Annotated in this window: 16 protein-coding genes and 1 pseudogene; 4 read left to right on the forward strand and 13 right to left on the reverse strand. The window is 62.9% G+C overall.

Translation table 11 applies throughout. The features are described 5' to 3' along the window. Positions 1-1,029 carry a sensor domain-containing diguanylate cyclase gene (locus tag SOP97_RS18210; RefSeq protein ID WP_274087751.1) on the reverse strand — a complete coding sequence of 343 codons (1,029 nt, stop codon included), beginning with the start codon at positions 1,027-1,029 and terminating at the stop codon, positions 1-3. Continuing rightward, positions 1,016-2,386 carry an MATE family efflux transporter gene (locus tag SOP97_RS18215; protein WP_274087781.1) on the reverse strand — a complete coding sequence of 457 codons (1,371 nt, stop codon included), beginning with the start codon at positions 2,384-2,386 and terminating at the stop codon, positions 1,016-1,018. The genes SOP97_RS18210 and SOP97_RS18215 overlap by 14 nt, the downstream gene beginning before the upstream one ends. Positions 2,387-2,575: 189 nt before the next feature. Between SOP97_RS18215 and SOP97_RS18220 the strand changes: the two genes are divergently transcribed. Beyond that, the gene (locus SOP97_RS18220; RefSeq protein ID WP_322950402.1) at positions 2,576-7,498 is read left to right on the forward strand and encodes an alpha-2-macroglobulin family protein; all 4,923 of its coding nucleotides are present in this window, start codon (positions 2,576-2,578) and stop codon (positions 7,496-7,498) included. A gap of 193 nt (positions 7,499-7,691) precedes the next feature. Here the strand turns inward: SOP97_RS18220 and SOP97_RS18225 are convergent, their stop codons facing one another. Further along, positions 7,692-7,985 (reverse strand): hypothetical protein, encoded by a 294-nt coding sequence (locus SOP97_RS18225; protein ID WP_322950403.1) that lies wholly within the window; start codon positions 7,983-7,985, stop codon positions 7,692-7,694. 138 nt (positions 7,986-8,123) lie between these two features. Here SOP97_RS18225 and pbpC point away from each other — a divergent pair, with 138 nt between their 5' ends. The 3 genes and pseudogenes from pbpC (at position 8,124) to SOP97_RS20475 (ending at position 12,626) form a co-directional block, all read left to right on the forward strand. Continuing rightward, positions 8,124-10,505 (forward strand): peptidoglycan glycosyltransferase PbpC, encoded by a 2,382-nt coding sequence (pbpC, locus tag SOP97_RS18230; protein ID WP_322950404.1) that lies wholly within the window; start codon positions 8,124-8,126, stop codon positions 10,503-10,505. 234 nt (positions 10,506-10,739) lie between these two features. Beyond that, positions 10,740-11,756: pseudogene (locus SOP97_RS20470) on the forward strand (cache domain-containing protein); the annotation flags it as partial. Positions 11,757-11,897: 141 nt separating this feature from the next. Next, positions 11,898-12,626: a methyl-accepting chemotaxis protein gene (locus SOP97_RS20475; RefSeq protein WP_411912089.1), complete on the forward strand. Its 729-nt coding sequence runs from the start codon at positions 11,898-11,900 to the stop codon at positions 12,624-12,626. Between the two features lie 121 nt (positions 12,627-12,747). Here SOP97_RS20475 and SOP97_RS18240 read toward each other — a convergent pair whose 3' ends face one another. The 10 genes from SOP97_RS18240 to SOP97_RS18285 all read right to left on the reverse strand — a co-directional run bounded on the left by SOP97_RS18240 (position 12,748) and on the right by SOP97_RS18285 (position 21,728). Then, positions 12,748-13,869, reverse strand: coding sequence for a GGDEF domain-containing protein (locus tag SOP97_RS18240; RefSeq protein ID WP_322950406.1), 1,122 nt, complete (start codon positions 13,867-13,869; stop codon positions 12,748-12,750). A 310-nt stretch (positions 13,870-14,179) separates the two neighbouring features. Further along, positions 14,180-14,629: a DMT family transporter gene (locus tag SOP97_RS18245; RefSeq protein WP_274087757.1), complete on the reverse strand. Its 450-nt coding sequence runs from the start codon at positions 14,627-14,629 to the stop codon at positions 14,180-14,182. Between the two features lie 99 nt (positions 14,630-14,728). Further along, positions 14,729-15,292, reverse strand: a complete 564-nt coding sequence (locus SOP97_RS18250) for a DUF4136 domain-containing protein (RefSeq protein ID WP_322950407.1) — start codon at positions 15,290-15,292, stop codon at positions 14,729-14,731. A 23-nt stretch (positions 15,293-15,315) separates the two neighbouring features. Beyond that, positions 15,316-15,909 (reverse strand): DUF4136 domain-containing protein, encoded by a 594-nt coding sequence (locus SOP97_RS18255; protein WP_322950408.1) that lies wholly within the window; start codon positions 15,907-15,909, stop codon positions 15,316-15,318. Positions 15,910-15,938: 29 nt separating this feature from the next. Then, positions 15,939-16,688, reverse strand: coding sequence for a methyltransferase (locus SOP97_RS18260; protein ID WP_322950409.1), 750 nt, complete (start codon positions 16,686-16,688; stop codon positions 15,939-15,941). Further along, the gene (locus tag SOP97_RS18265) at positions 16,681-17,001 is read right to left on the reverse strand and encodes a nucleotide pyrophosphohydrolase (protein ID WP_322950410.1); all 321 of its coding nucleotides are present in this window, start codon (positions 16,999-17,001) and stop codon (positions 16,681-16,683) included. The genes SOP97_RS18260 and SOP97_RS18265 overlap by 8 nt, the downstream gene beginning before the upstream one ends. Positions 17,002-17,178: 177 nt before the next feature. Next, positions 17,179-17,949 (reverse strand): sulfite exporter TauE/SafE family protein, encoded by a 771-nt coding sequence (locus SOP97_RS18270; RefSeq protein ID WP_274087762.1) that lies wholly within the window; start codon positions 17,947-17,949, stop codon positions 17,179-17,181. 81 nt (positions 17,950-18,030) lie between these two features. Beyond that, on the reverse strand, positions 18,031-18,678 hold the full coding sequence (locus SOP97_RS18275; protein WP_322950411.1) for a class I SAM-dependent methyltransferase: 648 nt from the start codon (positions 18,676-18,678) through the stop codon (positions 18,031-18,033). A gap of 33 nt (positions 18,679-18,711) precedes the next feature. Next, positions 18,712-20,799, reverse strand: a complete 2,088-nt coding sequence (locus SOP97_RS18280) for an LTA synthase family protein (RefSeq protein WP_322950412.1) — start codon at positions 20,797-20,799, stop codon at positions 18,712-18,714. After that, on the reverse strand, positions 20,799-21,728 hold the full coding sequence (locus SOP97_RS18285; protein ID WP_322950413.1) for an NHL repeat-containing protein: 930 nt from the start codon (positions 21,726-21,728) through the stop codon (positions 20,799-20,801). Before SOP97_RS18285 ends, SOP97_RS18280 begins: the two co-directional genes overlap by 1 nt. Positions 21,729-21,787: the final 59 nt, after the last annotated feature.

Genomic DNA, 21,787 nt, shown 5'->3' on the forward strand with positions numbered 1-21,787 from the left:
TCAGTTAGCGAATTCGACCCGGTTACGGCCATTGCCTTTGGCCTGATACAGCGCCTGGTCGGCGCGCTTCAGGGCATCGTTCGGCGCATCTTGAGCGGTACGCAGGGTGGCGCCGATGCTGATGGTCAGCTTGATGTGCAGGCCATCGATATCCAGCGGCGTATTGCTCATGGCACTGCGAATGCGTTCGGCAATCTGTAGTAGTTCTTGCTGGTCGTGCACCTGCAGCAGCACCACGAATTCTTCGCCGCCGCTGCGTGTGACTACGTCCTGCGGGCGCACGGCGGCGCTGATGCGTCGCGCGGTTTCCCATAGCACCTGGTCGCCAGCGGCGTGACCATGGCTGTCGTTGATCTTCTTGAAGTAATCCAGGTCGCAAAACAGCACGCCCAGTTGCAGGTCAAGGTCGTCGGCCTGTTGCTGGTGCCTAGGCAGAAAGTGGTTAAGGCCGGCACGGTTCCACAGCTGGGTCAGGGGGTCGAGCATGGCCTTGCGTTGTTCACGGCTTAGCGCCGCGCGTAACTGTACGGTTTGCTCACTGTCGTTACGCAGTTTCAGGTAGCCCTCGACCAGTGCGGCCATGTCGATAAACAGGCTTTGTTGTTTGGCCGTGAGTTTCTGTGGCTGCGGGTCGATCAGGCACAGGGTACCCAGTGCCTGGTTTTCCGCGGAGAATAGGGGGTGCCCGGCGTAAAAGCGGATATTGGGGTTGTTGAGCACCAGCGGGTTGTCGTTAAAGCGCGGGTCGTTATGGGTGTCTTCGACAATAAGTGCCTGGGTACCCAAAATTGCGTGACCGCAGAAGGAGATGGCGCGTGGTGTCGCGTCTGCTTCCAGGCCGATGCGCGCTTTAAACCATTGCCGATCATGGTCGATCAGGCTGACCAATACGGTCTTGACCGCAAATACCTCGCGCACCACCCGCACCAAGGTGTCCAGGTAAGGGTCGGCCGGCGTGTCGAGTAACTCGTTATCGTCCAAGGCCTGCTGGCGCAGCGCTTCATCACTGGGTATTTCAGGGCTGAGCATGGGGAGCTCCTGATGGGCTGGGGGCGAACCATTGATCGGCCTTGGTCAGACGGTAAGCATAGCCCCCAAGGCACAGGCTGCGCAGCGCCATAAAACTGAGAAAGGCCAACCACAAGCCCTGGTTGCCCAGCGGTTGCAGGGCCCAGGCCAGCGGCAGACTGAGCAGCAGCGCCAGGAGCATGGCGTCGCGCATTTCGCGGGCGCGGGTGGCGCCGATAAACAGGCCATCGAGCAGGTAGCTCCAGACCGCGATCAAGGGGAGCAGGGCGAGGTACGGCAGGTAGATGAATGCCGCTTCGCGCACCGCGTCGATATTGGTTTGCAGTTGAATAAACCACTGCCCGCCGAGCAGAAAGAACAGCGCGAAACCGCTGCTGGCGAGTAGCGACCAACCACCGGCCACAATCAGCGTGCGCCTCAACGCACTGCGATCACGCGCGCCCAGTGCATGCCCGCACAGGGCTTCCAGGGCATGCGCCAGGCCATCAAGGGCGTGGGCGGTCAGTAGCAGGCCGTTGAGCAGCAGGGCGTTGGCCGCCACGGTGGCATCGCCCAGGCGCGCACCCTGCACGGTAATCAGGAAGAACACCGCCTGCAGCGCCAGGGTGCGGATAAAGATGTCGCGATTGACGGTCAGCAACGGTCGCCAGTTCAGCCAGCGGCGCAGCGCGGCCCAGTCCAGCGTGCCGGCATAGGCCCGCAGGGCGCGCCGCGCCAGGAACAGACCGAGCAGCGCGCCGCTCCATTCGGCAATCACCGAGGCCCAGGCGGCGCCCGCCACGCCCCAGTGCAGGCCGAGCACAAACAGCAGGTCGAGGGCGACGTTGAGCAGGTTAGTGGTCAGCAGAATGGCCAGCGGGCCACGGGCGTTCTGCGTACCGAGCAACCAACCGACCAGGGCGTAGGTGGTCAGCGCGGCGGGCAGGCCGAATAGGCGGATATGCAGGTAGTTGCGCGCCAGCTCATCGAGTTGCGCCGAAGGGTTCATCAGGCTCAGTGCGGCGCTGCTCAGGGGGATGGCCAGGCTGATCAGCAGGGCGGCCAGCAGCACACCAAGTAGCAAACCCTGCACCAATACCTGGCGCAGCGCACCGCCATCCTTGCGCCCGGCCGCCTGAGCACTGAAGCCGGTGGTGCCCATGCGCAGAAAGCCCACCGCCCAGGTCAGCAGGGTATACAGGCTGCCGCCCACGGCCACTGCGGCCAGTTGGTGAGCATGCGGCAAATGGCCAATCACCGCACTGTCGACCAGCGCCACCAAGGGCACGGAGAGGTTGCACAGGATCATCGGTGCAGCCAGCGCCCAGACTCGATGATGGGTGGGGGCGTGCTGCCAGGCATCGCGTACGGCGTTTATCAATGCGCTTCTCGGTCTGAAAATTAAAATGCCTGCAACTCAATGCGCGAGCGTGTGTCACAGACGGGCTATTAAACACGTATCGGCCGGCGCGCGCTGCTGAGCCGTTTTGCGTGCGCAGGCTTAGTTGTGGGTGAGTGCCTCGACTATAGTGTCAGGCCTGTGCATCTACCCCTGTTGGAGCCCGCAATGCCGAAGAATGGACTGCTTCTGGCACTTGTTCTGAGCCTGCTCAGTGCCTGTGATTCATCCACCCCTGGGCCGGCCGAAGTGACGGCCAGCCAAACCCCGCCGGTGATTAGTCAGGCGGCCAAGCCTGAGGTTGACCGCGCGGCGCTGGCCGAGCGTTACGCCGGTCGCGAGCTGAGCGTGGTGGATGTCTCGGAAGTGCAGCTGGACGGGGCGAGTACCTTGTCGATCAGCTTTTCGGTGCCGCTCGACCCCGAGCAGAAGCTCGCCGAGCGTTTGCATCTGGTCGATAGCAAGAGCGGCAAGGTCGATGGCGCCTGGGAGCTCAGCGACAACCTGATGGAAGTGCGCCTGCGCCACCTGGAGCCGCAGCGCAAGCTGGTGCTGACGGTGGATGCCGGGTTGCTCGGGCTGAATGGCAAGAAGCTCGCCGCCGAGCAGGTCACGCGTTTGGAAACTCGCGACCTGCAGGCCAGTGTCGGCTTCGCCAGCCGTGGTTCCTTGCTGCCCACGCGCCTCGCCGAAGGCCTGCCGGTGATTGCGCTGAACGTCGACAAGGTGAATGTCGAGTTCTTCCGCATCAAGCCCGAATCGCTGCCGGCTTTTCTCAATCGTTGGGGCCGTTCGAGCAACCTGGATACCTGGGAGGCGCGCAGCCTGTTGCCGATGGCTGATCTGGTCTACGGTGGGCGTTTCGACCTCAACCCCGCGCGCAATACCCGTGAAACCCTGTTGCTGCCGATTGCCGGCCTAGAGCCGTTCAAGCAACCCGGCGTTTACCTGGCGGTGATGCGTGAAGCGGGCAGTTACGCCTATTCGCAGCCGGCCACGCTGTTCACCCTGAGCGATATCGGCTTGTCTGCACGGCGCTACCAGAACCGTATCGATGTCTTCACTCAGGCCCTGGCCGGCGGCGATGCCCTGGGCGATGTACGCCTAGAAATCCTCAATGGTGAAGGCCAGGTGCTGGCCGAAGGCAAGACCGACGGCGCCGGCCACGCGCAGTTGCCGCTGCCGCCCAAGGCCGAGGTGTTACTGGCCCATCAGGCGCAGCAGACCAGCCTGCTGCGCTTAAACGGTTCGGCGCTGGACCTGGCCGAGTTTGATATTGCCGGCCCCGCCGCCCATCCCCTGCAGTTCTTTGTATTTGGCCCGCGTGACCTTTATCGTCCGGGCGAAACCGTGCTGCTCAACGGCCTGCTGCGCGATGCCGATGGCCGCGCGGTGAACGCCCAGCCGGTGAATGTTGAAGTGCGCCGCCCGGACGAGCAGGTCAGCCGCAAGTTCGTTTGGCAGGCCGATGACGCTGGCCTGTATCAGTACCAGCTGCAACTGGCTGACGAAGCCCCGACTGGGCGCTGGCAGCTGCTGTTTGAGCTGGGTGATGGCAAGCCGCAATTGTATGAATTCTCTGTGGAAGACTTCCTGCCAGAACGTATGGCGCTGGAAATAAAAGGCAGCGAAGAACCCTACACCCCGGTGGAAAATGCCCAGTTCGAGGTCACCGGTCGCTACCTGTACGGCGCGCCGGCGGCGGGTAATCGCCTCAGCGGTCAGCTCTATGTGCGGCCGCTGCGTGAGGCGGTGGCCAGCCTGCCGGGCTACCAGTTCGGTTCGGTCACCGAAGAAGAACTAAGTGAAGACATCGAACTGGATGAAACCAGCCTGGACGAGCAGGGCAAGGCCAGCCTGGATATCGAAAGCCGCTGGGCCGATGCCAAATCGCCGCTGCGTCTGATTCTGCAAGCCAGCCTGCAGGAATCCGGCGGCCGGGCGATTACCCGGCGAGTGATTCAACCCGTATGGCCGGCCGAGCGTCTGCCTGGCGTGCGTGGGCTGTTTGATGGCGAGGAAGTGGATGCCGACAGCCTGGCTGAGTTCGATGTGCTGGTGGCTGATGCGGCCGGTAACAAGCTGGCGGCTGATCAACTTAGCGTGCGCCTGATTCGTGAGCGCCGTGACTACTTCTGGAACTTCTCCGAGAGCGATGGCTGGAGCCATAACTACACCGAGAAATTCCTCACCCTCAACGAGGAAACCCTCAAGGTCGCAGCCGGCGGCACCGCCAAGATCAGCTTCCCGGTGGAGTGGGGCCCGTACCGCGTTGAAGTGATTGATGCGCAGACTGGCCTGCTCAGCAGCCTGCGCTTCTGGGCCGGCTACCGCTGGCAGGACAACGCCGACGGCGGCGCGGTACGGCCGGATCAGGTCAAGCTGGCGCTGGATAAACCGGCGTACGCCGATGGCGACACCGCCCAGGTAACCGTTACCCCTCCGTCTGCGGGCAAGGGCTACCTGATGGTGGAGTCCAGCGAAGGGCCGCTGTGGTGGCAAGAGATCGAGGTGCCGTCTGAGGGTAAGACCTTCGACATTCCGATTGCCAGGGAGTGGGCGCGGCATGACCTGTATGTCAGCGCGCTGGTGATTCGTCCCGGCGAGCGCAAGAGCAACGCCACGCCTAAACGCGCGGTCGGCCTGCTGCATCTGCCGCTGGAACGTGCTCCGCGCAAGTTGGCGCTGACCCTAACCGCTGCGGAGAAGATGCGCCCCAATCAGCCGCTCAACGTCAAGGTGCAGGCGCGCAACGCCGATGGCAGTATCCCGAAACAGGCGCAGGTGCTGGTAGCCGCCGTGGATGTCGGCATCCTCAATATCACCGAGTACGCCACGCCTGATCCATTCGCCAACTTCTTCGGCCGCAAGGCCTATGGCGCGGATCAGCTGGATATCTACGGGCAGCTGATCGAAGCCGGCCAAGGCCGAGTGGCCAAACTGGCCTTTGGTGGTGACGCCGCGCTGGCCGCTGGCGGTAAGCGTCCGGATACCAGCGTGCTGATCGTTGCACTGCAAAGCCAGCCGCTGATGCTGAACGAGCAGGGCGAAGGCGAAGTCAGCCTGGCTATCCCTGACTTCAACGGCGAGCTGCGCCTGATGGCGCAAGCCTGGACTGACGAGCATTACGGCATGGGCGAAGGCAAGACGGTGGTCGCCGCGCCGCTGATTGCCGAGCTGTCGGCGCCGCGCTTCCTCGCCGGTGGCGATGAAACCACTCTAGCCCTGGACCTGAGCAACCTGTCCGGACGTGAGCAGAAGCTGGATGTGCAACTGAGCGCCGAAGGCCAGTTGCGTCTGGCGCAGAACCCCGGCACGGCGGTGGCGCCGATCACCTTGGCCGATGGTCAGCGCAGCATTCTGCGTATTCCTGTGGTGGCGATGGGCGGCTACGGTCAAGGGCGCTTTACGGTCAAGGTCAATGGCCTGGTTCTGCCCGGTGAAGACCTGCCGCCGTTCAGTCGTGAATGGCAGCTAGGTATCCGCCCGGCCTATCCGGCGCAGTTGCAGCACTTCCGTGCGGTGCTCAAAGACGAGCCCTGGTTGCTGCCGGCCGATGCCCTGAGCGCCTTTGAAACAGCCGGCCTGGAAGCACGTCTGGCGATTTCCAGCCGTCCACCGCTCAACCTGGGCGAGCAGATCCGCGCACTCAAGGCTTATCCCTACGGCTGTCTGGAGCAGACCACCAGCGGCCTGTATCCATCGTTGTACGCCGATGCGGCAACCCTGAAACGCCTGGGTGTGGAAGCCGAGCCGGATGAGCAGCGCAAGCGCGCCATCGAGCTGGGCATCGAGCGCCTGCTGAGCATGCAGCGCTACAACGGCAGCTTCGGCCTGTGGGGCGCGGACAGTGATGAGGAATACTGGCTGACTGCGTATGTCAGCGACTTCCTCTTGCGTGCTCGCGAGCAAGGCTTCGGCGTGCCGGAAGAGGCGCTGAAAAAGGTCAACGAACGTCTGCTGCGCTATTTGCAGGAGCGCCAGCTGATCGAGGTCAACTACAGCGACAACGCCAACCACAGCCGCTTTGCCGTGCAGGCTTACGCCGGTTACGTGTTGGCGCGCAGCCAACAGGCGCCGCTGGGTGCCTTGCGTAGCTTGTATGAGCGACGCAGTGATGCACTGTCCGGTTTGCCGTTGGTGCACCTGGCCGTGGCCCTGCAGAAAATGGGTGATCAGCCGCGAGCGGATGAGCTGCTGACTGCCGGCCTGGCCCGTGGGCGCGAGCGCAATACCTGGCTGGCGGATTACGGCAGCCCGTTGCGCGACCAGGCGCTGATTCTGGCGCTGCTGGAAGAGCACGATCTGGCGAAAAATCGCCGCGAAGAGCGCCTGTTCAGTCTCGCCGATGAAGTGGCCAGCCAGCAGTGGCTGTCGACCCAGGAGCGTAATTCGCTGTACCTGGCCGGTCGCAACCTGCTGAGCAAGCCTGAGCCGAACTGGAGCGCGGACCTGCAAAGTGGCAGCCTGGCCTTCGAGCTGAGCAATGCTCAGTCAGGTCTCAAACTGGATAGCGGTGATCTGGCGGCGCCGCTGAGCATCAGCAACTCGACGGACAAACCGGGGGATACGCCGCTGTATCAGCAGTTGACCCTGTCTGGCTATCCAAGTCAGGCGCCGGCGGCTGGCGGTGAAAACCTCAGCATCTACCGCGAATACTTAGGCATGGACGGTGAGACGCTGGACCTGAGTAACCTGCAAAGCGGCGAACTGGTGCTGGTGCACCTGGCCGTATCCGCCAAGCAGCGGGTGCCGGATGCTCTGGTGGTTGATCTGCTACCGGCGGGCCTGGAGCTGGAAAACCAGAACCTGGCGCAAAGCTCGGCCAGCCTGGACGATGCCAGCAGTGCAGTGAAAGAGTGGCGTGAGTCGATGCAGAACGCGGCGATCAAACACCAGGAGTTCCGTGGTGATCGTTACGTCGCGGCGCTGGATGTAAACGGCTACGGCACCACCCACCTGCTGTACCTGGCCCGCGCGGTTACCCCCGGTAGCTACCGCGTACCGCCACCACAAGTGGAGTCGATGTACCGGCCGAACTGGCAAGCACTGGGCGAAAGCCCCGGCCGTCTGGTGGTTAAAGAACGCTAGAACGCACAAGGCCCGCCAAGTTGGCGGGCCTTGTTGTTTAGCCAGTGTGCTTAGAACCTGTTTGCGATCTCGCGAGCTAGAGTCATGCAAGGCAAAAGCAGGCGAGGAAGCGGAGTGTACGACCTGTACATGAGCATTCCGAGCCTACTTTTAACGCAGCAGGGCCGAAGCGCAGCAGATCGTAGACGGGTTCTTAGCTGATCAGACCGCTCAGCAACCACAACCCCAAAACCAGCCAAATCATGCCGGCAATGATCGAGCGGCGGATAAAGGCGCGTACTGCGATGTACAGCAGCCAGAGGCCTGCTATCAGAACCACAATGCTGAGCAATGACGGCGTTACCCCTAAGGCCTTGGACATGCCCGCGATAAAGCTGCTGACCGCACCGCCGAGCATGCCGAAAAAGCCGCCCAGGCCCTCGACGATAAAGCGAATCACCGAGCCAACTGCCTCGCCCAGGGATTCAAAAAAACCTTCTACACCCATAATTCCCGTTCCACTCGACTCGGCTTTGATTGCTGCTGCGCGCCAGTGTGCCAGTCATTTGGCAGAATGGCAGCGCTGTTGGTTAGGCACGTCGCTAATTAGCAGAACACGTTCGCGATGCAAGGAATGGATCAGCGCATGACCCGCGTTAAGCCGCTCTACCTTTTGGTTCTGTCTGTTTGGCATAACCGCGTGTGGCCTTTGCTGCGCCGCCCTTGGCTGTGGCTGCCGCTGTGTCTGCTGTTAGTGCTGATGCTGGCTGATCGACTATTGCCGCTGCCTTTGCCGGTCGATGACCTGGCCCGCGTGGTGCTGGCCGAGGATGGTACGCCGCTGTGGCGCTTCGCCGACCATGACGGTGTATGGCGCTATCCGGTGCGCCCGGATCAGGTGTCGCCTTATTACCTGGAAGCGCTGCTGACCTATGAAGACCGCTGGTTTTATCAGCATCCCGGGGTCAACCCGCTGGCGCTGGGCCGTGCGGCTTGGCAAAACCTGCAAGGCGGGCGGGTGCTCTCGGGTGGCAGCACACTGTCTATGCAGGTGGCGCGCCTGCTGGATCCGCATGCGCGCAGTTACAGAGGCAAGCTCAAGCAGCTGTGGCGCACGCTGCAGCTGGAGTGGCACCTGTCCAAGGACGAAATTCTCACCCTCTACCTCAACCGCGCGCCCTTTGGCGGCACCTTGCAGGGCGTGGCAGCCGCCAGCTGGGCTTATCTGGGCAAATCACCGAGCCAACTGACCCGCGCCGAAGCCGCGTTGCTCGCGGTGCTGCCGCAAGCCCCCAGCCGCTTGCGTCCGGATCGTCATCCCGAGCGCGCGCAGGCGGCGCGTGACAAAGTGCTGAAACGGTTGGCCGACTTTAATGTGTGGCCGCAGTCGGCGATCAGCGATGCGCTGGAGGAACCGGTGCTGCTGGCGCCGCGCCAGGAGCCGCGTCTGGCCCCGCTACTTGCACGGCGGCTGAATACGCGCAGCAGTCCGCCGCTGATTCACACCACGCTGGATGCCGCCTTGCAGCGCCGCCTGGAAGACCTGCTGCTCGGCTGGCGTGCGCGCCTGCCGGAGCGCACCTCGGCGGCGATTTTGGTGGTTGAGCAGCCGAGCATGGCGGTGCGGGCCTACCTGGGCTCGGTGGATATCAGTGATGCCAAGCGGTTTGGCCATGTTGATATGGTTCGCGCGGTGCGCTCGCCGGGCTCGACGCTGAAACCCTTTCTCTATGGTATGGCCCTGGACGAGGGGCTGATTCACTCCGAGTCCTTGCTGCAGGATGTGCCCCGGCGCTATGGCGATTACCGGCCAGGGAATTTTGCCAGTGGGTTCAGCGGCGCGGTGTCGGCCAGCCAGGCGTTGGCCACCTCGCTCAACCTGCCCGCTGTGCAGCTGTTGGAAGCCTACGGGCCGAAACGCTTTGCCGGTGAGTTGCGTAGCGCCGGGGTGCCGTTGTTGTTGCCGCCCTTGGCCGAGCCCAACCTGGCGTTGATTCTCGGCGGTGCCGGCAGTCGCTTGGAAGAGCTGGTCAGCGGTTACAGCGCTTTTGCCCGCGGCGGCATGGCTGCGCGTCTGCGTTTTCAGCCGCAGGATGGGTTGCATGAGCGGCGTTTGTTGTCGCCCGGCTCGGCGTGGATAGTGCGGCGGATTCTCAGCGGTCAGGCGCGCCCGGACCGTGACCCGCGTGCGCAGCTGGTGCAGCGCCCGACCCTCGCCTGGAAGACCGGCACCAGCTACGGCTTTCGTGACGCCTGGGCGATTGGTGTGGCGCCGCGCTACCTGATCGGTATCTGGATTGGCCGGCCGGACGGTACGCCGGTGCCGGGGCAGTTCGGGTTGGCCTCGGCCGCGCCCTTGCTGCTGCAGGTGCATGATCTGCTGGTCAACCGTGACAGCCAACGCGGGATTGCCCAGCCGCTTGATCCGCAACCGGCTGAGGTGGGCGTTGCGGCGATCTGCTGGCCACTGGGGCAACCGATGGACCCACAGGACCCCAACTGCCGCCGCCAGCGCTTTGCCTGGACCCTGGCGGGCACCACGCCACCGACCTTACCAGCGCCGGATCAGCCGTTGGGCTTGGGGCTGCAGGAGCGTATCTGGACCAATGCCGCCGGCTTGCGCGTGGATGCCAGTTGCCCCGGCGCCACGCAGCAGAACCTGGCCTTGTGGCCGGCCCCGCTGGAGCCCTGGTTGCCCCGGCGTGAGCGGCGCAGTGCGCGCATGCCGGCGGTTGATCCGCAGTGCCCGCCGCAGCATGTACCGGCCAGCGCACCGCTGTCGATTGTCGGCGTGCGTGAGGGCGATCGTTTGCGTCGCCCAGCCGGCAGCGCTGAGCCGCTGCGCTTACGTCTATCGGCTCTGGGCGGCAGTGGCCGACGCTGGTGGTTTGTTGACGGTCAGCCGGTTGCCGAAACCAATGCCGACGCGCTGATTAGCCAAAGTTTTGCGCGGGCGGGGCGTTACCAGCTCAGCGTGCTCGATGAAAGCGGGCAGACCGCCCAGCTGAGCTTCAGCCTGCAGAACTAACGGCGAGCCCTTATGGCGCAGGTCATGCTGCTCTAAGCCTGTTCAGCCTGGCCTGCGCCGTCTTTGCGGCGGCGATTAAAGCCGGCACGCCGGCTGGCCGATAGCGGTTATATGTCGGGAGGAAATTGAATTTGTATACAAAATTGTATTCAATTGTTTTCTTCCAATAATAACTAAAAGGTAACCTCCATGGGCTTGTGGAAACGCAGCATCCAGTGGCAGCTGATTCTCAGCATGGGCGCCGCCCTGCTGGTCAGTATTCTGATCGTAGTAGGCGTCTACTCCGCGGTGGTTAATCGCCTGAGTGAGCGCTTTTTGGTTGAAGAGGCCTTGCCTGCCAAGGTACTGGCGATTCGCAACGATCTGGAGCGCGTGCTAACGGCCCCGATCACGGCCAATGCCGGGATTGCCGCCAACGTATTTATTCAGGACTGGCTGGGCGCGGGCGAAGACCCTGGGCTGCGTGATGTGGTGGCGCGTTACCTGGAGGGGGTGCGTCAGCAGCAAGACGCCATGACCACCTCGGTAGCCGTACTGGCCAGCGGCAACTACTTCACTGGCGATGGTTTGAGCCGGGTGATCAATCGTAATCAGCCCGAGAATCAGTGGTTCTACCGGCTGGTCGATGGCAGCCGCGATCAGGTGATGGAGGTGGATCTCGATAAGGCCACGCGCTTGCCGACTCTGTTTATCAACCAGCGCATCAAGCAGGACGGCAAAGTGCTTGGCGTGGCTGGCCTGGGCTTTAGCCTGAAGGCTATGTCTGAAATGATTCGTGACTTTCGCTTTGGCGAGCGCGGTCAGGTATTTCTGACCGACGCCAAGGGTGCGATCAAGGTGCACCCGCAGGCTGAACTGAGTGGCAGTGGCAGCCTTGCTGCGTTATTCGGCCAAGAGCCGGCCGAGCAACTGTTGAGTGCTGAGGGCAAGGCGGTGCGCTTCGAGCGTGACGGTGAGGTCTACCTGGCGCTGACGCAGAAGCTTGGCAGTATCGACTGGCTGCTGGTGAGTGAAGTGCCGGAGGCGGAAATCTATGCCGAAGCGCGCCAGGCGCTGTTTATGACCAGCGCCATCGGCGCGGCGGTGGCGTTATTTTGCCTGGGCCTGGTGGTGCTGCTGGCGCGGGGTTTGGTGCGGCCGATCCGCCAAGTGACCACCGCCTTGGTGGAAATTGGCGGCGGCGGCGGTGACCTGACTCGGCGTCTGGATGAGTCGCGTGAGGATGAACTGGGTGACCTGGCGCGTGGCTTCAACCGCTTTATTGGCGGCCAGCGCAACTTGATCAGTGCTGTGCTGGCCACCAGTGAGCGCCTGCGTGCTTCGGTCGGTCAGGTGGCGCAGGTGGTCGATAACACGGCCGCGCGCTCCAGTCAGCAGCAGGAAATGACCGACATGGTGGCCACCGCGGTTCACGAAATGGGCCTCACCGTGCAAGAGATCGCACGTAATGCCAGCAGTGCCGCCCAGGCCTCGCAAACCGCACGTAGTGAGGCGCAGGGCGCGCGTAAGGAAGTCGGCCAGTCGATTGGCCATATCGAGAGCATGTCCACCGATATTGGCGAGGCGGCGGCTGCCGTGAGCGAGTTGGCCGAGCAGGTGGCATCGATTGATCAGGTGTTGGCGGTGATTCGTGGCATTTCCGAGCAAACCAATCTGCTGGCCCTCAACGCCGCTATCGAAGCCGCGCGTGCTGGAGAAATGGGTCGTGGCTTTGCCGTGGTGGCCGACGAGGTGCGCACCCTGGCTAGCCGTACACAAAGCTCCACCGATGAAATTCAGCAGATGATTCAGCGCCTCAAACAGGGCGCGGAAACTGCCGTGAGTTCCATGCATGCCGGGCAGCATGCAACCGGTACTGGCGTTGCGGCGAGCCAGCGCACTGGGCAATCACTCAGTGCCATTACCGAGCAGATTGAACGCATCAGTGACATGAACACCCAGGTGGCCACCGCGACGGAAGAGCAGTCCTCGGTAACCGAAGAGATCAACCGTAACGTGCAGGGCATTGCCGACTTGGCGCATGCCACCGCCGGTGAGGTTGGGGTGTGTAAAGAGGACTGCAAAACGCTGCGCGGCCTGGCAGATGACCTGGCTCAACAGATGGGCAGCTTTCGCCTTTAAGCAGGGGCGCGAATCGAGGCCGATAGGCGCATCGCGGCAAGGCTCGGTGGCTCATCAGTAAGGGCGGGCCCGGGAGAGGTTGCCTTAAGCAACATCCTCCGGCCTGCCTATGCTGTCGGGTTTAGGCCAGGTTCAGGCGGTTGCGACCTGCCGCCTTGGCTTGATAGAGCGCATCATCGACCCGCTTGAAAAACCCCTCCGCGCTGTCGTCGCGGTGTGTGTCGTAACAGCCCACGCCCAAGCTGGCGGTCAGCGGCAGGGTGGCGCCTGGAACATCAAAATCTTCCCGCTCCAGCGCCTGACGGAACTGCTCGGCCAGCACGCGCGCCTGCTCCAGCGGGGTGTTGGGCATCAGGATGCCGAATTCTTCGCCGCCCAGGCGCAGCAACGTATCGCTGTCGCGGCGGAAATTCTGCCGCATGCGTTCGGCAAACACGCTCAGGCAGCTATCGCCACAGGCGTGGCCGTACATGTCATTGATCCGTTTGAAGAAGTCGATATCCAGCAGTACCAGGGATAGCGGTTGGCTCTGCCGTTGGGCGTTGGCCACCATCACCGGAAACAGGCTGTTGAATTGGTAGCGATTGCCCAGTTGGGTCAGGCTGTCGGTGCGGCTGAGCTGGTCGAGGCGTTCCTGCTGGTCGAGCAGTTGCAGCTCCAAGGCCAGGGTTGTGTGGTACTCGCGGTGGCTGCGGTTGAGGGCCAGCAGCAGATAGCTCAGGTAGATCGCCAGGGTAATCACCATGGCGTGATGGGTCTGCCAGTCCAAGGCCAGGCCAATTAACCCGGGCAGATAAAGCAGCAGCAGGGCCAGGGTCGCATGGCGTTTACGCATCGAGAAGGTGAACACCAGCGCGGTGCTGAAGGCAATGGTGCTGAGGGTGGCGATGATCGTCGAACTGCTGAACGCCAGATGCGTTTGTGCCAGCGCATGGGCCAAGCCCCAGAGCAGCGCGGTGCTGAGAATCAGCAGCCAGTGGTGGTTGAGCCAGCGCCTTAGCGCCGCGGGCGTTTGCTCGTCGGGTAGGCGGTGGAGCAGGCGCAGCGCCAGCAGTAGGGCGAAAATGGCGATGCCAATCAACCCGATAGGCAGCTGCTGCAGCGGGTTGTTGCTGAATCCCCACGTGAGCAGCCAGGCCAGCAGGTAGTAAATGCCCCCCAGCGGTGTACGGGTGCGGGTATCTTGGGCTTCACGCCAGAGTGAGAAAGCCTGCGGCTGGTGGGGAACGTGGGACTCAGTCATAGGGTGTGATCACAAAAACAACGTCACTGCAGCATAGCGCGTTAATCGTGAAAAAACTGTCAGAGTGCCACTATGCCGGGCAGGGCGCGACGAGGGGCGTTAACGCAGAAGCAGCAGGGCGCTGGTGGTGCCTGTGCGGCCGAGGCTGTTATAGAACCAGGTGTTTTCAGGCCTTGGAGCATCGTCGGTTGCAAGGGCTGGAGCCCACAGGCAAGGGCCGGGCGGAGCGGCGAATAAAAACTGGGTGCGTCGAACTTAACGCAGCCTACCGGCCAGTTCGCATAAGCGCGGGCCTGCGCGGGGGTATGGCCTAGCCGCGCCTGATCAGCCAGATACCGGCGATGATCAGCAGTAGGCCGCCAAGCTTGCCGGCGGTAATGGGCGCTTCGCGAAAACCCGCCCAGCCGAAGTGGTCCAGGGTCAGGGCCATGCTCAGTTGCCCCGCGATCACCAGGGCCATAAACAGCACCGCGCCGACCTTGGGGCCAGCAAAGGCGGCGGTGGCGATAAACATCACCCCCAACAAGCCGCCGCTCCAGTGCCACCAGGTCAGGCCTTTCAATGCGCCGAGGCTGGGGAATTCGCGCTGAGCCAGTACCAAAATCAGCAGGGCCAGGGTGCCGATGGCAAAGGAAATCAATGAGGCAGCCAATACACTGGACACCTGTTTGGCCAATTGACCGTTGATCCCGGCCTGCAGCGGCAGGCATGCGCCGGCAACAAAGGGCAGGGCCAGTAACCACCAGATTGGGGCAGGCATGGGGTGTCTCCAGGCAGGTACAGGGCGAGCGATTATGCCGTAAAAGCAGCTTGCCCCGTTTGTTGTGGGCGGCTGCGCCAGCGTTGAAACGCCGCGACGTTAACGCGGCGGGTATTGGCTTAAGACGTTGGCCACGGTGCTTCGGATCGACGCTTCGCGCTCGCTGGGGCTGGGCTGAGAGCTGCGCAGTACCTGTTCGGCGCTGCCGCGCCAGACCAGCTTGCCATCCTTGCCGTCGAGCAAGTCAATCTGCAGGGTGCCGACCTGGTAGTCCACGGTGCGGGTTTCCACGTAGCTCGGGCCTCCCCAAAAGCCGCCACCCCAGGGGTTGCCCCAGGCGCCGCCCATTTGCGTGCTGACCTGCTGTTGGCGGTTGTCGACGATCACCCAGACCTGCACCTTAAGGTCGCCAGTAGTGGCTGCAGTTGCAGCGCGGAGGCCGCGTTGTTCGAGTTGTTCGCTTACCGCTGCGCGAATGCGCTGGCTGGTCAGGTCGCTGTTGATGCGCGGATCATTGGGCTTGAACTGCACGGCGGGTTCCTGCCAGCTCCAGCTGCGGTAGGCCGCAAAGTCTCGGCTGGGGTCGAAGTCGCGCTGCAGCCGTGGTGTTTGGCAGGCGCTCAACAGCAGTAGCAGGGGCAGTAACAACAGTGATGCACGCATGAGTGTTCTCCTTGGGGCCGCAGTCAGTTCGGTGGGTAGGCAGCCAGTGCTTGCTGTAGCGCATTGCGTAGGGCAGCCGCGCGTTCACTCTGGCTGCCGCTGCTGAGGGCTTCGGCACTGGCGCTCCAGATCGGCTGGCCGTCCTTGCCATCGAGCAGCTCAATGCGCACCACCATCACTTCTTCGGTATAGCTGCGCACCAGCGGCGCGCTGCCCCATAACCCGTATTGATTGCCATAAGGGTTGTGGCCGTAATAGCTGCCGTAGCGCTCTGTCACTTGGCGAATGCGTTGCTCCAGGCGTAGCTCGGCGCTGACCTGTAGATCAGCCGTTGCGCCGCTACGATGCGGGCGCAGGCCGCGCTGGTCGAGAGCATTGCTCAGCGCTTCCTGAACCTGCTCGGAGCTGGCCCAAGCGGTGCCGGCGGGCAGGCGTTGCCAGCGCCAGGTACGGTATTGGCCGTAGTCGCGCGGTTTTGCCGGGTAGGCGCTGAGGTCCAGTTGCTGGGCCGCCTGCACGGGCGCTGGCGGCAGTGGTTGGCTGTCGGCGACATAAGGGTTCTGGCTCTGGCAGGCGGCGAGCGTGGCCAGCAACGGTAAAGCGCTGAGTTTGTGCATGCGCGGCCTCCTGAGTCGTGAGCGTTAAATCAATGGGGTCGACAGATCCAGTGTAGATAACGGCCCAAACCGGCAAAGCTGGGGTGGCGGCGGTAGGCCAGTTCCATTTCCAGCAGATCAAGCAGCTCGGCCTTGGCCTGAAACGGCTGCGGCATGTAGTCGTGGAACACCCGCACACCACTGCGGCTTTCGACCTGCCAGTGGGCCTCAAGTTGCGCCGCCAGCTCGCGTGGATCAAGCGGCATCTGCGGCGTCAGGCTTTGTTTTTCACCGGCGAACTCGGCTTTGCGCAGTTTGCGGAAATGGCCCTTGAGCAGGTTGCGGTAGATCAGTGCGTCTTTGTTGTAGAACGCCAGCGACAGCCAGCCGCCGGGCGCGCAGAGCTTGTGCAGCACTGGCAGGATGCTGTGCGGCTCGGCCAGCCACTCCAGCACCGCATGGCAGATCACCAGGTCATAGGGCTGTTCAAGTTGGCCGAGCAGCTCCTGCCAGGGCACCTGAATAAAGGTGGCCTGTTGCCCGGCGGCAGCAAAGCGCTCGCGTGCACCGGCGAGCATGGGCGCGGCGGGTTCTGCCAGTGTTACCTGATGGCCGCGCTCGGCCAGCCACAGTGACATATGACCAAGCCCCGCGCCGATATCCAGCACGCGCAACGGGCGTTCGGGCAGGGCTTCGGCCAGGTCGGCCTGGAGTACGGCGAGGCGAATGGCGCCCTTGGCACCGCCATAGATCTTCTCGGCGAAGCGGGTGGCCAGTTCATCGAAGTGCCGATCAGTCATGGTGAGGGGTTCCTAGAAAGCGTTTTTCGTTGTCGGCCAGCTTGGCGCGCACCACCTGCTCCATATCCAGCCCCAGCTCACTGCACAGCAGGATCAGATAAAGAATGACATCGCCGACTTCCTGGCCTGCATGAGCGAGTTGCTCGGCCGGCAGTTGGCGCGACTGCGCCTCTGTCAGCCACTGGAAGATTTCCACCAGCTCGGCCATTTCCACGCTGGCGGCCATGGCCAGGTTCTTTGGGCTGTGGAATTGCCGCCAGTCGTTATGATCACGAATAGCGTGCATGCGGGTGGTCAGTTCGGCGAGGTTCATCAGGCGCTCCAATCAACAGGCGCCTAGCTTCGGGGGTTCGCCCCCGCTGTGCAAGCGGCGCTGGAGCGGCGGCCCAGTATCCGCTGTGACGTGCACTGGGGATTGGTGAATGTGACGCTGTAATGGCGCCGAAAACGCACGGTCATGCGCTCAGGCGCCGGGTTGGCACCGCCCTGATTAAGCGGCGAAATAGGTGACCCAGAAGTAATAAGCGGTCATGCCGCTGCCCACTGCGATCACCAGTGCGCGCAGCAGGTTGGCGGGTAAACGCTGGCCCAGTGCGCCACCGACATAGCCGCCGATGGTGGCGCCGACCAGCAGAATCACCAGCTCATACCAGCTGACTCGGCCGGCGATGATAAAAGTCGCCGTGGCTACGCTGTAGATCACCGCCGAGATCAGGTTTTTCAGGGCGTTGGAGCGAGCCAGCGGGTGGCCTTCGATGGAAAACGCCGCCAGTTGCAGGATGCCCATGCCTGCGCCGAAGTAGCCGCCGTAAATCGACACGCCGACGTGGGCCACCAGCGACAGTGGCGAGTGCGGTGGCTGCGCCGCCTCGCCGCGGCGCGCGGCCAACCAGCGGCTGAGCCAGGGGCTGGCGGCAAATAGCGCGGTGGCGAGCAGCAGCAGCCAGGGAATCAGCTTGGCAAATACCGCATCACCGCCCACCAGCAGGAGCAAACCGCCGAGCAGGCCGCCCGCCAGTCCGGCTATCAGCAAGGGTACTAAATAACTGCCCAAGGGCCGCAGTGAGGCCCGTGCCGCCCAGGCTCCGGCCAGGCTGGCAGGCCACAGTGCCACGGCATTGGTGGCGTTGGCCGTGACCGGCGGCAGGCCGGCGGCGAGCAAGGCCGGGAAGGAGAAAAACGTGCCGCCGCCGGCCAGGGCATTCATCCCGCCCGCCGCAAAACCGGCAAGCACCAATAGCAACATATCGGAAACAGGCATGGCTATCCCTCGCACAAAAAGGGTGCAGCATACCCAGGCCTGGACGGTTCGGCCATGTCGATCAAGGTAGTAGACGGCGACTCAGCTGAGTTTGCGCAGCACATACAGGCGCTGCATGGCCAGGCCGGGCATGAAGTCGCGGTGGCCGCTGATGTGGAAGCCGGCAGCGGTGAACTCACGCTCGATTTGCGCCCGCGCGTGAACCTGGCCGTTGCGCCGGCTGAGGGGTGTTTGGCGTACGGCTTGGAGGTTGCCATCGACCCAGACTGAAATGATCACGCAGTCGCGCGTAACCCGGTTGAATTCGCGCAGCACGAGCATCCTGCGCCGTGGGTCGTCGATGTGATGCAGGCCATACATGGAGAAAATACAGTCCACTGCATTGGCGCCCAAATCAATCGCGAACAGCGAGGTTTGCAGTGGATGCACCCTGCGGCTGAAAACCGCATGCAGCCCTGCCAGTGCTGCTGTCAGTTGCTCGGCATTGGCCTCGGCGGCAATCACTACACGGCTATCGCTGGTGCTCAGCAGCGGCCATAAACCATCGGCGGCGCAGGGTAGGTCGAGCACCAGGCTCGGCTCGCCGGCTAGTTTCAGCGCACTGTTGATCAGCTGCCCGGCCCGCCACTGAGTCACGCGCCGGGCAATGCTGCTCAGCATGCGCCCGGCGGGCGGCTTGCCCACCTCGATGTGCGGTCGCTGCGGTGTGCTGTGCGGGTGGCTCGACATAGGGCTGTCCGGGTTATCTCGATCACGGCGACGTTAGGGGTTGTCTTGTGCGGCGGTCTGGCGCGTGTTGGGCTGCGTGTCGCCGACCCCCGCGGTGTTGCTCAACAGACTTTGCGTGGCGACCTGCAAAAAGGCCTGCAGGCGCGGCAGCAGGTGAGCTTGCAGCGCGGCGTTGTCGGTGGGTTGTATGCCGGCGTTCTCATGCAGCTGGTAGTCATATAGGCGCGGCGCGCCGTCGCGTGGCTGGATCAGCAGGTTGCTGCCGGACACCAGGGCGACGGTTTGATCGCTGCCGGAGGGTTTGATCACGCCAATGCCCGGATCGGCCGGGTCCAGCGCCAACAGGTCACGGCCCCAGCATTGCTGCTGCACCGGGCCGCCAAGCCGGCCCATGATGGTGGGGACGATGTCCAGCTGAGTGCCGGCAATGTCATTGCGGGTGCCGAATTGTTCTTGAACCCCGGGGGCAATCACCAGCAGTGGTACATGGAAGCGGTACAGGTCGATGTCGCTGAGCTGCTCGGGGCTGCCAAAACCATGGTCGCCGACGATCACGAACATTGTGTCTTTGAAGTAGGGGGCTTTACGCGCCTTCTCGAAAAACTGGCCCAGGGCCCAATCCGAATAGCGCATGGCCGTAAGGTGTTCGTCGTTGGAGCCGAAACCGCTGACCGGCGCGACCGGCAGTGGGTCGGGCAGGGCGTAAGGCGTGTGGTTGGATAGGGTTTGCAGCAGGGCATAGAACGGCCGCTGGCGATCGAGTTTGCGCAGCTCTAGGTCGGCGCGGTCAAACATGTCCTGATCGGAAACGCCCCAGGTCGGGTCGGAAAACACCGGGTCCACGTAGTCGTTGCGGCCAATGAAATTACTCATGCCCTGGTTGCCGAAGAAGCCCTTCTGGTTATCCCAGCCAAAGTCGCCGTTGTACACGTAGAGGTCGTCAAAGCCGCGATCACCCAGCAGCTGCGGCAGCCCCGAGAAGTCATGGGCGCCTTCCGGGCTCTGCATCAAATATTCGAAGCCGGGCAAGTTGGGGAAGCAGGCCATGGTGGCAAACATGCCCTGGTGGGTGTGAGTGCCGTTGGAGAAATAGCGGGTAAACAGCAGCCCTTCTTTAGTCAGGCGGTCGAAGTTGGGGGTGATGTCGCCGCCCGCACCGAGCGCGCCGACATAGTGCCCGGCGAAGCTTTCCATGAGGATCACCACCACATTGCGTACCGGTAACTGCAGGTGTGGCTTGGGTGTGCTGATCCGGCGGATCGCCGCCTCGCCGCTGTCGATCAGCAAATCCTGTGGGGTCAGCAGCATCTGCCGTACCAGAGCTTGCGCTTCGGCGCTGGGCAGGCGGGCTTTCCATTGATTGTCACGGTGGTCAGACCAACGCGCTTTGCCGGCATCGACCAGGGTCAGGGTGCCATTGAGGCCCAGTTGGTTGGCAAATACCGATTCGGTGGTGCTGGCGTCGCCCCAGCGCAGCGGTGGGCCTTGGCGCAAGGTGCCGCGCACCGCGAGTACGGCGATAAACAGGCAGAGGGTGAACACGCTGACGCGCCAGTACCAGCGCTCGCCCGCCGCCGGGCTGAGGCGTGGGTCGGCCGGCGGGACCAGGCGATGGATGGCTTGCAGGGCTTTGAACAGCAGCCAGCTGGCCAGTGCCCAGGCGATCAGGTAACGGCCGACCGGAAAGCCATGCCAAAGCATGCTCATGACCGTTGTCGGGTCTTCGCCGAGGTACTGAAACACCAGTGCGTTGAGGCGTTGGTGAAATTCGCGGTAGAAATCCAGCTCCAGCACGCCGAGAAACAGGGTCAGGCTGGCCGCGAAGCTGAGCCAGGCCAGTTGCCAGGTGCGTGCGGCCATCAAGCGCCGGCTGCCCATTACCAGCAGCAACGGCGCCAGAACAAAGACGACAACGCGCAGATCAAAGCGCAGGCCGTTACCGAAGGCTTCCAGCAGGTCGTTGGCCGTGGTTTCGCCAATCAGCTCATGGTTATAAACCAGCAACGCCATGCGCAGCAGGCTGTACAGGACGATTAACAGGGCGCCGCTTAGGGCCGTGAACAGCAGGTGTTGACGCAAGCCGTTGCGGCCTGCGGCAGAGCGAGTAGACGTGGCGGGCATTAATCAGTTTCCTGTGGGTGGCGTTGCAGGCTCAGTACGCGGTTGCGGCCTTGTTCGGCCAGTAGATAGTAGCCGGGGCGCGTTTCGATCAGAGTTTGTGCCGAGCGCAGGTGTGACAAGACGGTATGCAACTGGCCATCCGGGGCCAGCCGTAACAGGCGGGCCATGTGCGTGGCATCTTCGGTGATCCACAAACCCTGGTTGTTGCACAGCAGGTAACCGGGTTGGTTAAGGCCCGTCAGTACCACGCTGTCATGACCTTCTGCGTGTAGCTGAGACACAGTGCCGCTGCGCTTTTCGCTATAAAACAGGCGGCCGTCGGGGCAGGCAGTAATGGCTTCGGCTTGATCCAGGCCAGTGCGTAGTACCACGGTGGTGTCGTTGCTGGGGTCGTAGCGCAACAAGCGACCATCGCCATGACGGTCTTCGATGGCATAGAGGTAGCGGCCATCATTGGCCAGGCCTTCAACATTGCTGCCGACAAACAGCTCGACGGTACGCTCTGGGGTGCGCCAGAGCACGGCCTCATCGCCTTGCTCCTGGCTGAACACCACGCCGCCGCGGAAGCTGACCATGCCGTCTGGTTTGGACAGGCCGGCTTCCACCGGCTCAAGGTTGCCGTCGGCGCTGTAACGCAGAATGCGCCCCTCACCACTCTGCAGTTCCTCGCTGAGCAGGAGGCCGCCTTCGGCATCCAGGGCGATGGCGCTGACTTTCTCGATATCATTGAGCAGCACCTCATAGCGCCAGCCGGTTTCGGCCACCGCCGGGTACAGGTGCCGCCAGCCCATGTAGCTGAACGTCGCCAGCAGCACCACCATCAGCACCAGCGTCAGCCGCAGCCAGCCGATGTTGCCGCGCGGTTTGAGGCCATGCAGCACGCCGGCGTGAGTCGGCAGCGGCTTGTCGAGTAATGAGGAGGGCTGCATGGGCAATATCCATCTGTAGGCAGTGCTGCATCCTAGATGGCCGGCATTCAATTCCATGT

It is taken from the genome of Pseudomonas spirodelae, assembly GCF_034653255.1.
GTDB lineage: Bacteria > Pseudomonadota > Gammaproteobacteria > Pseudomonadales > Pseudomonadaceae > Aquipseudomonas > Aquipseudomonas spirodelae.

Bases quoted from the DNA above. Each gene is read 5' to 3' on its own strand.
- SOP97_RS18210 (WP_274087751.1), bottom strand. From the start codon at position 1,029: ATGCTCAGCCCTGAAATACCCAGTGATGAAGCGCTGCGCCAGCAGGCC.
- SOP97_RS18220 (WP_322950402.1), top strand. From the start codon at position 2,576: ATGCCGAAGAATGGACTGCTTCTGGCACTTGTTCTGAGCCTGCTCAGT.
- SOP97_RS18225 (WP_322950403.1), bottom strand. From the start codon at position 7,985: ATGGGTGTAGAAGGTTTTTTTGAATCCCTGGGCGAGGCAGTTGGCTCG.
- pbpC (WP_322950404.1), top strand. From the start codon at position 8,124: ATGACCCGCGTTAAGCCGCTCTACCTTTTGGTTCTGTCTGTTTGGCAT.
- SOP97_RS20475 (WP_411912089.1), top strand. From the start codon at position 11,898: ATGGTGGCCACCGCGGTTCACGAAATGGGCCTCACCGTGCAAGAGATC.
- SOP97_RS18240 (WP_322950406.1), bottom strand. From the start codon at position 13,869: ATGACTGAGTCCCACGTTCCCCACCAGCCGCAGGCTTTCTCACTCTGG.
- SOP97_RS18245 (WP_274087757.1), bottom strand. From the start codon at position 14,629: ATGCCTGCCCCAATCTGGTGGTTACTGGCCCTGCCCTTTGTTGCCGGC.
- SOP97_RS18250 (WP_322950407.1), bottom strand. From the start codon at position 15,292: ATGCGTGCATCACTGTTGTTACTGCCCCTGCTACTGCTGTTGAGCGCC.
- SOP97_RS18255 (WP_322950408.1), bottom strand. From the start codon at position 15,909: ATGCACAAACTCAGCGCTTTACCGTTGCTGGCCACGCTCGCCGCCTGC.
- SOP97_RS18260 (WP_322950409.1), bottom strand. From the start codon at position 16,688: ATGACTGATCGGCACTTCGATGAACTGGCCACCCGCTTCGCCGAGAAG.
- SOP97_RS18265 (WP_322950410.1), bottom strand. From the start codon at position 17,001: ATGAACCTCGCCGAACTGACCACCCGCATGCACGCTATTCGTGATCAT.
- SOP97_RS18270 (WP_274087762.1), bottom strand. From the start codon at position 17,949: ATGCCTGTTTCCGATATGTTGCTATTGGTGCTTGCCGGTTTTGCGGCG.
- SOP97_RS18275 (WP_322950411.1), bottom strand. From the start codon at position 18,678: ATGTCGAGCCACCCGCACAGCACACCGCAGCGACCGCACATCGAGGTG.
- SOP97_RS18280 (WP_322950412.1), bottom strand. From the start codon at position 20,799: ATGCCCGCCACGTCTACTCGCTCTGCCGCAGGCCGCAACGGCTTGCGT.
- SOP97_RS18285 (WP_322950413.1), bottom strand. From the start codon at position 21,728: ATGCAGCCCTCCTCATTACTCGACAAGCCGCTGCCGACTCACGCCGGC.